The sequence below is a fragment of the Thermococcus sp. 21S7 genome (assembly GCF_012027615.1).
GTDB lineage: Archaea > Methanobacteriota_B > Thermococci > Thermococcales > Thermococcaceae > Thermococcus.
In genome coordinates, this window is sequence record NZ_SNUT01000002.1 from 62,320 (window position 1) to 74,297 (window position 11,978).

At 56.2% G+C, this 11,978-nt stretch carries 10 protein-coding genes; 5 read left to right on the forward strand and 5 right to left on the reverse strand.

What is annotated here, in order from left to right:
• Positions 1-29 precede the first annotated feature (29 nt).
• The 4 genes from E3E51_RS03570 to E3E51_RS03585 all read left to right on the forward strand — a co-directional run bounded on the left by E3E51_RS03570 (position 30) and on the right by E3E51_RS03585 (position 3,863).
• Positions 30-998: a beta-ribofuranosylaminobenzene 5'-phosphate synthase family protein gene (locus E3E51_RS03570; RefSeq protein ID WP_167911780.1), complete on the forward strand. Its 969-nt coding sequence runs from the start codon at positions 30-32 to the stop codon at positions 996-998.
• 1 nt (position 999) lies between these two features.
• Complete coding sequence (locus E3E51_RS03575) at positions 1,000-1,791, forward strand: N-glycosylase/DNA lyase (RefSeq protein ID WP_167911781.1); 792 nt, start codon at positions 1,000-1,002, stop codon at positions 1,789-1,791.
• 279 nt (positions 1,792-2,070) lie between these two features.
• Positions 2,071-2,940: an ABC transporter permease subunit gene (locus E3E51_RS03580; RefSeq protein ID WP_167911782.1), complete on the forward strand. Its 870-nt coding sequence runs from the start codon at positions 2,071-2,073 to the stop codon at positions 2,938-2,940.
• A 5-nt stretch (positions 2,941-2,945) separates the two neighbouring features.
• A complete protein-coding gene (locus tag E3E51_RS03585) occupies positions 2,946-3,863 on the forward strand; it encodes an ABC transporter ATP-binding protein (protein WP_167912101.1) in 918 nt (305 codons plus the stop codon).
• 3 nt (positions 3,864-3,866) lie between these two features.
• Here the strand turns inward: E3E51_RS03585 and E3E51_RS03590 are convergent, their stop codons facing one another.
• On the reverse strand, positions 3,867-5,132 hold the full coding sequence (locus tag E3E51_RS03590) for a UbiD family decarboxylase (RefSeq protein WP_167911783.1): 1,266 nt from the start codon (positions 5,130-5,132) through the stop codon (positions 3,867-3,869).
• 73 nt (positions 5,133-5,205) lie between these two features.
• On the opposite strand from E3E51_RS03590, the gene E3E51_RS03595 reads away from it, so the two are divergent.
• Positions 5,206-6,600 (forward strand): DEAD/DEAH box helicase, encoded by a 1,395-nt coding sequence (locus E3E51_RS03595; protein WP_167912102.1) that lies wholly within the window; start codon positions 5,206-5,208, stop codon positions 6,598-6,600.
• On the opposite strand, the gene truA is transcribed toward E3E51_RS03595, so the two are convergent.
• From truA to tdh, 4 genes are all read right to left on the reverse strand, one after another.
• Complete coding sequence (gene truA, locus E3E51_RS03600; protein WP_167911784.1) at positions 6,547-7,350, reverse strand: tRNA pseudouridine(38-40) synthase TruA; 804 nt, start codon at positions 7,348-7,350, stop codon at positions 6,547-6,549. The genes E3E51_RS03595 and truA overlap by 54 nt on opposite strands.
• Before the next feature lie 242 nt (positions 7,351-7,592).
• Positions 7,593-9,317 (reverse strand): phenylalanine--tRNA ligase subunit beta, encoded by a 1,725-nt coding sequence (pheT, locus tag E3E51_RS03605; protein WP_167911785.1) that lies wholly within the window; start codon positions 9,315-9,317, stop codon positions 7,593-7,595.
• Between the two features lie 10 nt (positions 9,318-9,327).
• Complete coding sequence (locus E3E51_RS03610; protein WP_167911786.1) at positions 9,328-10,830, reverse strand: phenylalanine--tRNA ligase subunit alpha; 1,503 nt, start codon at positions 10,828-10,830, stop codon at positions 9,328-9,330.
• A 70-nt stretch (positions 10,831-10,900) separates the two neighbouring features.
• Positions 10,901-11,953, reverse strand: a complete 1,053-nt coding sequence (tdh, locus tag E3E51_RS03615) for an L-threonine 3-dehydrogenase (protein ID WP_167912103.1) — start codon at positions 11,951-11,953, stop codon at positions 10,901-10,903.
• Positions 11,954-11,978: the final 25 nt, after the last annotated feature.

Genomic DNA, 11,978 nt, shown 5'->3' on the forward strand with positions numbered 1-11,978 from the left:
CTTTCGCCCTTCCAGTTCTGGTGATCCTCATGATAATCCGCACTCCACGGAGGCTTCATCTCGGTCTCGTAGACCCCGCCGCCACATTTGGAAGGCGATTCGGAAGCCTCGGCGTTGCCCTTGAAGGCGGCTACGAGGTCAGAATCGTCGAGGGAGATGCTATGGAGATAATCGCTGAGGGCGAGGACAGAAAAACCATCGAGTTCGCCATAAAGCGCATGAACTCCGCTTACGAAACCGGGGTCAACTACGTCGTCGAGGTCAGGAAAGCAATCCCCCGGCACGTTGGCCTCGGTTCCACCACCCAGCTCAGTCTAGCGGTCGCAACGGGGATAACCCGGCTTAAGAACCTGAACCTCCCGGTTGAGGAGCTGGCGAGGGTTCTCGGAAGGGGGAGGAATGGCGGTGCTGGAATCTACTCCTTCGCCCACGGTGGATTCGTCATAGACGGCGGCGTTAGGAACGGCATTCCACCCCTGATATTCCGCGAGGACTTCCCGGAGGAGTGGGGCTTCCTCCTGGTGATTCCGGAACTTAAACCCGGCCTCGACGAGGAGGAGGAAAGGCCCGTGATGGCTGGGGTTGTGGGAAGGACCGACGTCGCCATGGAGATAAGCCACAGGATTCTGCTCGGCCTCCTTCCCGCACTCAAGGAGAGGGACGTGAGGGCTTTCGGTGAGCACCTCTCCGCAATACAGAGGCTCGTTGGAAAGCACTTCGAGCCGTACCAGGGAGGGGAGTTCAGGGAGGACGTTAAGCTTATACTCGACTTTCTTGCCGGAAAAACCTACGGCCATGGCCAAAGCTCCTGGGGCCCGACTGTTTACGGGCTGATAATGAGGGACGAGTTCCCAAGGCTCAGCGCCGAGGCCCACGACTACCTAGGGGAGCACGGGATAAGGGCGAAGGTCGAACTCGGCGTCCCGAACAACACCGGGGCGGAGGTAATCGGGGAGAGCGCGTTCCTTGAGAGGCTGATAAAATCCGTGGGTGGTTAGATTGACGCTGGATCGGTTCATCAGGGTAAAATATAAGGTCAACGAGGGGAAGGTGGAAGTTCTCAGGGAGATTCTAAGCGAACTTGGCATCGACTGCGCGAGGGTGATAGAAGAGAGGGTTGACCTTCAGTTCGACGCCCTTAAAAACCTCCATGCGAACCTTGGAGACGATGAACTCTTCATCAAGCTGGTCATAGCGAACTCTCTCGTGAGCTATCAGCTGACGGCAAAGGGCGAGCGGTGGTGGTGGGAGTTCTCCAGGTACTTTTCGGAAAATCCGCCGGGAAGGAGCATATCGGAAGCATACTCCCGATTTCTGCCGAACTCCAGGACCAACCGGCGACTCGTTGCGGGGAAGGTCAAAAGGCTGGAAAGGGCGGAGCCGTTCCTTGACTCACTGTCGCTCGGCCATCTGAAGGAATACTACTTCAACGGCATGGAACACCTGCGCGACGAGCTTGCAAAAACCCTCGGCTCGAAGAGAAGCGCCAAGACGATAGTCTTCGCGGTTAAGATGTTCGGCTACGCGGGCAGGATAGCCTTCGGCGAGTTCGTGCCTTACCCCGCGGCCATCGAGATACCCGACGACGTGAGGATAAACGCCTACACGAGGAGGTTCACGAACGAACCGCCGGTGAGCTTCTGGATGGGAATTGCGGAGGAAACTGGAATTCCGCCTCTTCACATAGATTCGATACTCTGGCCGGTTCTGGGGAGGAGTGACGAGGTTCTCAGACGGCTGAGGGAGCACTGCGCGAAGTGGGAAGACGTCATGAGGCTCGCAAACCTCTAATTTTTTGATTCTAACATCTCTCCGCTCCAGAAAGGGTCTTTGGGCGGGATGGTGTCCAACCCAAAGGCTTAAATACTCTAACGCCAACAATACCTCGAAGTTCGATGCATCGGGGTGAAAGGTATGTTTGGGAACTTTATAACTGAGGATAGGGCTTTGAGTAGCAACCGCGAAAGGGCCCCAGCACTCCAACCGGATAGGCAAAATTTTTATACTTCCTGTGTTAGTTGTAATCGAGTGAGGGAATTCACTCCGATATCGTAATAAGGGGGTATGGACATGCTTTGGGGATTTCAGCTTGAGTTCAAGCAGAGCCTTCGAACCAAGAAGTTGTGGGTTATCCTGGGTGTCATGATGCTTCTGTACATACCGGGATTCTACTTCCAGAAAGCCTCTGGAGGGGAGATAGAAACCGTTCAGCAGGCCGTTTCGGTTCTCATAGGCAACATCAACGGGCTGGGAGGCTTTTTCATCGCCATACTCGCCCTTCTGATGGGTGCCACGGCGATAAACAGCGAGATAGAGAAGGGAACGCTGCGCGTTGCCATGAGCAAGCCGATAAAGCGGCTAGGCTACATCGGCGGCAAGTTCCTTGCCCACACGGTGGTTGTGCTGATGGCGCTCCTTCTGACGACCTTCGTTGGAATAGTCGGCCTGGCGTGGCTGGGCGCCCCGATGGGAAGCCAGCTCGTCACCGATTCCCTCCTGCTTAACGGTCTGTTGCTTCTAGCGATGGTACAGCTGATAGCGCTGGGCTACATAATCTCCACCACCGTGAAGTCTTCCAGTACAGCACTCGGTGTTGCCCTGGTGATAATGTTCGTGGTCTTCATGATAATGCCCGCCATAGTTCAGTTCATGGCCGCCAAGGATACCATAATAAACGACCACCCCGACTGGGAGGCGTATCAGGAGAAAAGCAAGGAGTACAAGACCAGATATCTCTTCTACGTTCCAACGACCCAGATAGACGTCATAGTCAGCGATGCCACAAAGGTTACCGGCGACATAGAGAACCCGCAGGTAGAATACGTGGGAATAGGGAGTGCTATACGGAAGAATCCTGTCAACCTGGGCATACTCTTTGGACTCACCTTCGTCTACCTAGCCCTGGCCTTCTACCGCTTCCTGCGCATGGATCTGAGGTGATGGTGATGATAAGAATCGAGAACTTGGTTAAGGTTTACAAAGACGTTCGCGCCCTCGACGGCCTGGACCTTGAGGTCAGGCCAGGCCAGATATACGGCTTCCTCGGCCCCAACGGTGCAGGGAAGAGCACCACCATCCTCAGCACCCTGGGTCTGATATTCCCGCGGGAGGGGAGGATTCAGCTCTTTGACCTTGAGGTTTTCGCCGATGGGAAGTTCAACGAGAACCAGCTCGTCGAGGCCAAAAAACGCATAGGATACATGCCGGAGCACGCCACTCTGTGGGACTTTCTCACACCTGAGCAGACCCTCGACATAATAGCGGACGCGTTTAAAATCCCGAAGGCAGAGAAGGAGAAGCGCATCAACGAACTCCTGGATACCGTCGGTTTGAAGGAGGTCAGGAACAGAAAGGTCGGCAAGTTCTCAAAGGGAATGAGGCAGCGTCTCCTGCTAGCCCAGGCCCTCATCAACGACCCCGAGCTTTTAATCCTCGACGAGCCGATGACCGGCCTCGACCCGACGGGAATAGCGGAGTTCAAAGACATCATCAAAGAACAGAAGAAGGCAGGAAAGACCGTCTTCTTCTCAAGCCACATCCTGGCACACGTTGAGGAGATATGCGATACGGTCGGGGTAATAGTCAGGGGCAAGCTCCGCGTCGAGGACAACCTTGACAACATCAAGAGGGAGTTCCTGAAGAAGGCGGGCTATACCATCGTGCTGGAGACCAACGTTCCGGTGAACTTCACGGGGGTCGAGTGGAAGGTCATGCCGCTGGGCGAGAAGAAGTACCGCATAGTTGCCTCTGAGGACATAAGGGAGCAGATTCACGATTTCGTCGCAACACAGGGGGCAAAAGTTCTTACCATGCAGATCAAAGCCCCGAGTCTTGAGGAGATATTCCTCAAAATGGTGGAGTGAGGGCTAAAGCCGGGCCCTCTCAAACTCTTCCTTTCTATCCAGAGGCTTGGTCGCGTCTATCCCCCACTTCGCGGTGAGGCTCTTCTCGGCGGAGGGGTCAAGGGAACTGCCGCGGGCGTTGGAGATGACCACCAAATCTTTATCTGCCTGGAAGCGCGTCGCTATCGCCCACTCAACCTCTCTGTCGTCGTATATGTTCACATCCGCATCCACAACGACCACGTGCTTCAGGCTCGGGTGCCCGGCGAAGGCGGCAAGAATCGCGTTCTTACCGTCGCCGTCATGCTGTTTGGTTATGCTGACAACGGCGTGGAGCCACATCGCACCGCCCTCGGTCAGCCTTACGCCGTGAACCTTTGGGACGACCCTCTTAACGCTTGCATAAATCTGAGGCTCCTTCGGCAGACCCATCAGCATGTAGTGCTCGTAGCCTCCGGGCAGGAGGGCGTGGAAGACCGGTTCATCGACGTGGTGCATGCGCTCGAAGACCACCACGGGCTGCTTCCTCACGTAGTCGTAGGTTCCGGTTATGTCCACGAAGGGCCCTTCGTCCGTCAGTTCCGGAAGTATCTTCGCCTCGAAGACGAACTCGGTCTCGACTGGGACGGGGATTCCTCCAAGGTCGAAGACCTCAAGGGGCTTTCCGAAGGCCCTCAGGCTCATTGCGGAGGCTATCTCAAGCTCACTTACCCCGTAGGCCACGCTCGTGGCACCTGCGATTAGCAGATGAACGGGGTTCCCGACGACTATCCTGACGTCCAGCTCCTCCCCAGCTTCGGCCTTCTCCCTCCACATGGCGTAGAGGTGTCTCGGAACGAGCCTTATGGCGGCCCTTTTCTCGTCGATGACCATCATCCTGTGGAATGAGGTGTTGACGAAGCCGTTCTCGTCCTTGGCTATGACCATGGCGGAAGTGAAGTACTGGCCGCCGTCTTGGGGGTAGTACTTTGGAACCGGAAGCTCGCGGAGCGAGAAGTCTGCCGTGGAGTTCGCCATAAAGGGGGCATCGTCAACCGTCCTGTAAGGTTTGGGGTTTTCCATGGCATCGGCTATGAAGTGGAGGAGCCTCTCCCTTTCGGTCCCCAGGTAGCCCGCTATCCTCTCCCTCGTGCTCCATATGTTGCCCGCAACGGTCCAGCCGTCCACGTTTCTGAAGAGGACCGGCCTGTCGCGGTACTTCACGAGATACCTGGTTATCTCAAGCTCCCTGCTCACGGGCTTTTCCACGATGACGGTATCCTCAAAACGCTCGATGATTTCCCTCAGCATTCTACCACCTTAGAGGAGTGTTCCAAAAGGTCTATAAAGCCTTTTTCCAAACTCCCGATGATTGGCCATGCCCATGGTAGTCCTTCGCATCCCGGACGGTTCGGCACTGGTGAAAATCGAGAAGGCTGACCCCCAGGTTTACTTCAAGATATACGAGCTGCTGAGCTACAAGAAGGACTTCGGAAAATGGGAGAAGCCCGAGAGCCTCTACGACCCCTACGAGAGAACGTTCCCCGTGGGTGTTCTTCCAAGGGTTAAGAAGTTCCTCAACTGCAAGGGTTACCGAGTGAGGATTAAGGACGAGAGGCAGGTCAGGGGAATAAAGCTCAACTCCACTTGGAACGAGGACTACGTCATGCGCAGATACCAGGCGAGGGCGATAAAAAAGGCCCTGAAGGAGAAGATGGGCGTTCTCTCCCTTCCGGTTGGGAGCGGTAAAACCGTTGTTGGCCTCAGGATAATTCACGAACTCGACCTCTCGGCGTTTATAGTCGTTCACACGAAGGAGCTCCTCTACCAGTGGGCGGATAAGGTTAGGGAGGTTCTGGGCGTTGAGCCCGGCATAGTTGGGGACAACAAGTGGGACGAGCGCGGCGTTACCATTGCCATGATACAAACCCTTCTTTCCAGGGGCGCGGAAAAGCTCCAGAACGAGTACGCGATAGTGATGTTCGACGAATGCCACAGAACCTCCGCCGCCGAGAAGTTCTACCAGCTCGGACTCAGCCTCCCTCAGGTCTACCGCTTCGGCCTCTCTGCAACACCCTGGCGCCGTGTTCGGGGGGAGGAGATAAAGATCGAGGCCGTCGTTGGTCCGACCATATTCGAGGTCAGGGCAGAGGATTTGATAAAGGAGCGGTTCCTTGCAAAGCCCCGTTTTGAGATAATAACCTATGAATCGACCATGCCCTCATTCAGCGAGCGCTACAAGGAGCTGTATGAGGATATGATAATGAACAACGATGAGAGGAACAAGGCGGTGGTCAAAAAGGCCGTTGAACTCGCCAGGAAAGGACACCGCATCCTCATTGACGTGAAGCGCATAGAGCACGGCAGGATTCTGAAGGAGATGCTTGAGGCGGAGGGGATAAATGCCGAGTTCCTCAGCTCCCAGAGCCCCAACCGGTGGGAGATACTGGAGGCGTTTAAGGAAGGCGAGATCCCAGTCCTGGTTTCCACCCTCCTGAAGGAGGGCGTTGACATACCTGAGATTTCGGCGATAATCCTCGCCGGCGGTGGAAAGAGCGACATCATGACGATTCAGACGATAGGCCGTGCACTGAGGCCGAAGAGGGGTATGAAGGCCGTCATCGTTGATGTCCAGGACGACGATCCCCTGCTCTTCACCCACTTCATCGAGAGACAGAAGGCTCTCAAGCAGTACTACGGCGTGTACTACGACAGGGAAATGGCTTCAAAGCTCGATGAGAACGTCCCCAAGAAGGGCCGCCCTCGTAAGCGCTCGTGAGTAGCGCTCGAATATATCCCCCTTTGCCTTGTTGAGGCCCCGCTTATCTCCCCCGAACTCTATTCCCCCGTAGGATATGTGCCACAGGATTAGGCCCTCCGGTCTTGCAGGGGGTACCTTTTTTCTGTAGTCCCCCGCAAGCATCCTCTCAACTTCCTCGGGTTCCATCAGGCCCAGCCCGCAGAGACGGATAGCGTTGACTATCCTCCTCGCCATCTCCCAGAGGAAGCTCTTGCCCTCAAGCTCTATGACGTAGTAGCCATGACGCCGGCTCACCTCAACGCGGGTCAGCTCTCTCACCGGGTCTTTTCCCGGCTCCAGCCTCGCGAAGGCGGAGAAATTGTGCGTTCCGGTGAAGATGGAGGCGCAGTTCCTCATGGCTTCCTCGTCGAATCCCTCGTCGATCAGGTAGTACCTGTAGGTCTTTGACTTTGCCCAGAAGCGTGGATGGAAGTCGTCCGGAACCTTGGCAACGCCGAGAACCCATACATCGTGAAGGTGGTGGTTGAGAACCTCGCCCCTAACCAGGTCGGGTCTGTTCTCAACGTCAAAGGCCACGACGTTGAAGAACGCGGAGACGCCCCTGTCGGTTCGGGAGGCCCCTTTGAAGTTCGAACTCTCGGCGTCCCCTATTACCCCGAGCTTTGAGAGAACCCTTAACAGCTCACCCTCGACGGTTCTAACGTCCGGCTGTCTCTGAAAGCCGTAGAATGCCGTGCCGTCGTACGCTATCCTGATGGCCACCCTCATGGTCGGTGAATCCGGCGGAGGGTATAAATGCCTTTTCCCGACGGAACGACGGGTTATTTTACAAATGTAAACTATAATTTTGGATGGAATTCAATAAACTGCCGGAAAGATTGATAAAGGGCGCACTCCAACTCCAATTGGGGGTGAGGTAAGGTGGAGATAGTTGATATGGAGATACTAGCGAACGTCACAAACTTTGAGATAATGTGCACGCTACTGCAGAAGGGTTTAAAAAAAGGGGATTAGAGGTAGGGTTCCCTGTAGAGCGGCCGCAGGAAAAGCTCAAAGGCCGCCACAGGCATTTCTATTCCCCAGTTTTCTAGGACGGCCGGATGGATTTCCCCTATGATGCCGATTTCTTTTCCGTTCACGATTATTCTTCCAACCCTGCCCGGGATGAAGCTCGGATGGTCTGTTTCTTCAAGCTCGTACTCAAAGCCGAGGTGACGCATGGCGCTTTCCAGTATCTCCTTGGCCTCTGTGAAGGTCACGCGCGGATGGGCTAGGGCAACGGCCAGCTTGCTCTCGCTCACGGTTTTCGTTTCTCTGCCCTCGTCTATCAGCGTGACCTTTCCGACCTCGAAGATTCTCTGCGGGTACTCCTCGTGGGTGTTCTGGCTCAGGAAGTCGAGCAGGCTCGGGGTAATCCATCCCCTCAGCGCCGACCACTTGGGGCTTATCGGGTTCTCTATCTCGACGAGCTCCGCGGGCGGGTGGTTGGAGTACCCTCCGCACTCCTCCCGGTGCTCCCCGCAGGGGAGATTCATCCTTTTGTACTGATTATCCCTGTTGGTGAGGTTGAAGGTCATGACCTCCTGCAGGCCGAAGCCGACCATAAGCTCCCTGACGGCGTCCTCGAACTCGACGAACTTGTCTCCCCTGCCCTGGACCGCAAGCTTCGGCTCTTCGGGCTCGATCTCGTTGTAGCCGTAGGCTATTAGGACGTCCTCTAAAACGTCCCTCGCGTGCATTATGTCGTCGCGGAATGCCGGATAGAGCAGCCTCGCCTTCCCGTCAACCACCTCTACATCGTACATCATGCGCTCCAGAAGGCTCCTCACGTCGTCGTCGCTTAACTCAAGTCCTGTCAGCCTCTTGATGTAGTCCAGCTCGACCTCGAAAGACTTCGGGGTTAGGTCCGGCGTCTCCACCTCGAAGTCCGGATAAACTACTTTAACGCTCTTTATCCTCCCGCCACGTTCAGCCAAGGCCGTAACGACGACGTTCAAGGCCAGCATTACCTTCTTCAAATCCCAGCCGGTCACATCAACGAAGACGTTCCTCGTCTCGGTGGTCACCCTTCCGGTTATCTCGGAGTTTATGATGGGGGGCATCGAGAGAACTTTGCCCTCGCTGTCCACGAGGAGCGGGTAGTAGGGCTTGTCCCTGATCAGGTGGCCGTACTCCCTCCCCTTCTCGTGCTTTTCGAGGATTTCCTCCAGCGTAAGCTCCTCCTCGAAGCCGAGGGGAACAAACTTCTCGCCCTTCTCAGCGGCGCGGTAGTGGATTGGTGGCTTCACCTTGTCGAAGTCGAAGATGCCTATCGCTACCTCTCTCCTCCTCCTTCCGAAGGTCAGGGCGACCTTCTCCTGGAGGTTAATCATCTGCTTGAGTGCCTCTTCGTCGAGGCTCAGCCCCTCAACGATGGCGTAGAGGCCGTAGGGACGGACGTCCTTCAGCTTCCCGTCAACGTAAACGGTTACACCGCTCTCCTCGACATCATATTTTGGAAGGCCCCCCTCGAAGCCGAGCGCCCAGCGTACCTGCCTCGCTATTCCCTCGGCGCTCCAGAGGTCGGGCCTGTTGGTGTCCTTTGAGTCTGCCTTGAAGTAGATTTCACCGTTCTCCTCCCAAACGTCATCCAGCTCGCATTTGGCGTAGAGGAAGAGGTCCTCCCACTCCTCGACCGTGAATTCCTTCCCGACGAGCCTCTCCAAATCCCGCTTTGACACGTCGAACTTTGGCATCCCAATCACCTCACCAGACGAGTCTCGCCTCCCTAAGCCAGCGCAGGTCGTAGCTGAAGAGGTAGCGGATGTCGTCTATTCCGAGCTTGAACATGGCCAGCCTGTCGATTCCTATTCCCCACGCTATGACTGGGACATCGACTCCAAGAGCCCTCGTCATCTCCTCGCGGAATATTCCGGCACCGCCGAACTCGACCCAGCCGAGCTCGGGGTGATAGGCGCTCATCTGGACGCTCGGCTCGGTAAACGGGTAGTAGTCGGGTAGGAATTTTACCTTCTTTGCGCCGGCTATCTCCACCGCGAAGCGCTTGAGGATTCCCAGGAGGTGCTTGAAGGTAAGGTCTTCGCCGACGACGAAGCCGTCAACCTGGTTGAACTCTATGAGGTGCGTCCTGTCGAGGACGTCCGGACGGAAGACGCGCTGTATGGTGAAGTATTTCCCGGGAATCTCGACGCCTTTAGCGAGCTGTCTGCCGCTCAGGGCGGTACCGTGCGCCCTCGGCATCAGCAGCATCGCCCTCTCCGGCGACCAGACGTAGCCCCAGCCACGCGAGCCGGCAATACCGCGCTCGTGGGCCGTTTTAACTCTCTCCACGAGTTCCTCCTCCGGAAGGTGCCCGCTCTTCGGATACTTGAGCTGATACGTGTCAGTCCAGTCCCTCGCCGGGTGGTTCTGGGGCTGGAAGAGGGCGTCGAAGTTCCAGAACTGAGTCTCTATGAGGCTGTCAACGGTCATCTCGATGAAGCCCATCTCGATTAGCCTTCTCCTCAGCTTGTCGAGGAAAGCCCTGTAAGGTTGCTTCTTGCCAGGATAGAACCTCCTTACCGGGGCCCTGATGTTGAAGCGCTTGAACTCGACTTCCCTCCACCCTCCGGACTTTATCAGCTCTGGGGTGAGGGTCGAGACCTCTTCCCTCAGTTCGAGACCCTTCCTCACGAGCTCCTCTCCCTCGCGGGTTATCCCCACGAACCTCTCGGTTGCGGTGTCTTCCTCTGCTATCCTTCTCCTCTTGAGTTCCTTGGCCGGAACCAGCTTCTCAACTTCTCTCAAGGGAACGACTTTCCTCTCTGCGAGGAGCCTGAGGGCCTTGTCAATCGGCCTTTCCCCGGCTTTGAGTCCCTTTTCGGTGATTTCCAGAACGAGCTTCCCGTCTTCCTTCCGCACGGATGCCCAGCCCTCCTTCCTCAGAAGGCCGACTATCGGTTTCAGCTCATCCTCACTGAGAACGTCCCCCAGGTCGTCCAGGGTTATCTTTCTCCTCTCCCTCAGAACGGCCAGCGCCCTCCACTCGGGGAGGCCTATCTCCGCGTATTTCCTACCGGTCTCGGTCAGCTTCGCTATCCTTTCGCTTCTCTCTTCGAGCCTCGCCAGCCCCTTGCTCTGAAGGCCGAGAACCGCTCGCATAACGGCAACCTGGTCCAGACCGGTCCTTTTAACGAGCTCTTCGAATTTAGTCTTTCCAACTTCGCTGAGCTTTATGAGCGTGAGTTTCTCCTGGTAGCTTAGCTCCATAGGGCCACCTCCCTGGGTGAGTTTGAGAGGAGTTACTTAAGAATTGCGGTGAAAGAAAAGGGGAAATAATTCAACCTTTGTGCGGGAAGAACACGACCTTGCCGGTCTTGCCGGCCCTCATCAGCTCAAAGGCTTCCTCGAAGTCATCAAAGCCCTTGTACTTGTGAGTGATAACCGGGTCGAGGTTGAGCTTGCCGCTCTGGATGAGGCTTGAGACCGTGTACCAGGTTTCCCAGAGGTGTCTTCCGGTTATGCCGTGAACCTCAAGGGCTTTGAAGATGATCAGGTTGTTCACGTCGAAGGTAACGTCGCGCGGGAACAGTCCGAGCAGGGAAACCCTTCCACCGGGCGTGGTGGCCTTAAGACCCTGTTCGAGAGCCTTTGGCGCGCCGCTGAACTCAAGGAAGACCTCAACGCCGGCGCCGTCGGTCACGTCCATCACGAACTTGACCGGATCCTCCTCGAAGGGGTTGACCACGTAGTCGGCACCGACCTTTTTGGCCAACTCGCGTCTGAACTCGCTTGGCTCGCTCACGATAACAGGGTAAGCCCCGGATGCCTTTGCAACGGCGATTCCAAGGAGTCCGAGCGGGCCGGCACCAGTTATAAGCGTGCTCATTCCGGCTATCGGTCCCGCCAGAACGGTATCAACCGCGTTGCCGAGCGGCTCCTGAAGGGTGGCGTACTCGGGCTTCATGCCCTTGGGGTTCTTCCAGGCGTTCTGGGCGGGAACTATCGCGTACTCGGCAAAAACACCGTCCATGTCAACGCCGAAAATCTTCGTGTTCTGGCAGACGTGGTAGCGGTTGTGCCTGCAGGCGTAGCACTTTCCGCAGACGATGTGGGTTTCCGCACTTATGTAGTCGCCGACTTCGAGGGTGTCAACGCCGGGGCCGACCTCGATGACCTCACCAGCTACCTCGTGGCCCATGATCTGGGGGGTTTTTATTCTGCTCTGGGCCCATTCGTTCCATTCGTAGATGTGGAGGTCGGTTCCGCAGATGCTGGTGGCGAGAACCTTAATGAGAACCTCACCCGGCCCGGGCTTTGGAACGTCGACCTCGACGAGCTCGGCGCCGTAAGCGGGCTTTGTTTTTACAATCGCGGGCATCTTCTCGGCCATGGCAATCATCTCCTTAACCTTACAA

Excerpts from the sequence above, each read along its gene's own strand:
- E3E51_RS03585 (WP_167912101.1), top strand. The coding sequence starts at position 2,946 with ATGATAAGAATCGAGAACTTGGTTAAGGTTTACAAAGACGTTCGCGCC.
- tdh (WP_167912103.1), bottom strand. The coding sequence starts at position 11,953 with ATGGCCGAGAAGATGCCCGCGATTGTAAAAACAAAGCCCGCTTACGGC.
- E3E51_RS03580 (WP_167911782.1), top strand. The coding sequence starts at position 2,071 with ATGCTTTGGGGATTTCAGCTTGAGTTCAAGCAGAGCCTTCGAACCAAG.
- E3E51_RS03595 (WP_167912102.1), top strand. The coding sequence starts at position 5,206 with ATGGTAGTCCTTCGCATCCCGGACGGTTCGGCACTGGTGAAAATCGAG.
- truA (WP_167911784.1), bottom strand. The coding sequence starts at position 7,350 with ATGAGGGTGGCCATCAGGATAGCGTACGACGGCACGGCATTCTACGGC.
- pheT (WP_167911785.1), bottom strand. The coding sequence starts at position 9,317 with ATGCCAAAGTTCGACGTGTCAAAGCGGGATTTGGAGAGGCTCGTCGGG.
- E3E51_RS03570 (WP_167911780.1), top strand. The coding sequence starts at position 30 with ATGATAATCCGCACTCCACGGAGGCTTCATCTCGGTCTCGTAGACCCC.
- E3E51_RS03610 (WP_167911786.1), bottom strand. The coding sequence starts at position 10,830 with ATGGAGCTAAGCTACCAGGAGAAACTCACGCTCATAAAGCTCAGCGAA.
- E3E51_RS03590 (WP_167911783.1), bottom strand. The coding sequence starts at position 5,132 with ATGCTGAGGGAAATCATCGAGCGTTTTGAGGATACCGTCATCGTGGAA.